At 60.2% G+C, this 236-nt stretch carries 1 protein-coding gene; it reads right to left on the bottom strand.

The genetic code is table 11. The features are described from left to right. Nucleotides 1–58: 58 nt before the first annotated feature. The coding region (locus SB659_RS20520) for a DUF1737 domain-containing protein (protein ID WP_410551773.1) at nt 59–236 on the bottom strand (178 nt) is incomplete at its 5' end.

Raw genomic sequence — 236 nt, 5'->3', positions numbered from 1 at the left:
CGATGACGACATGGAGCGGATTGAAGAAAGCGCCGAAGAAGCAGCCGACCGATAGATATTACTGCTCGGAGAGCTTCATATCCGGGTGGTAGTCCTTGCCTTCGACGTCCTTGACGATCGCCTGGGCGGCGATGACCTGCTTGGTCTCGGCGTTGAAGGTGACCGAGGGAGAGCCCTGCAGCGACCAGCCCTTGTTGAGGGCATCGGTGACGCGATGGCAGAAGGCGGCATCGTCC

The sequence above is a fragment of the Arthrobacter sp. SIMBA_036 genome (assembly GCF_046535135.1).
Classification (GTDB): domain Bacteria; phylum Actinomycetota; class Actinomycetes; order Actinomycetales; family Micrococcaceae; genus Arthrobacter.
The sequence above is the reverse complement of the archived record's forward strand: the minus strand, read 5'-3'. Positions and strand labels throughout refer to the sequence as shown.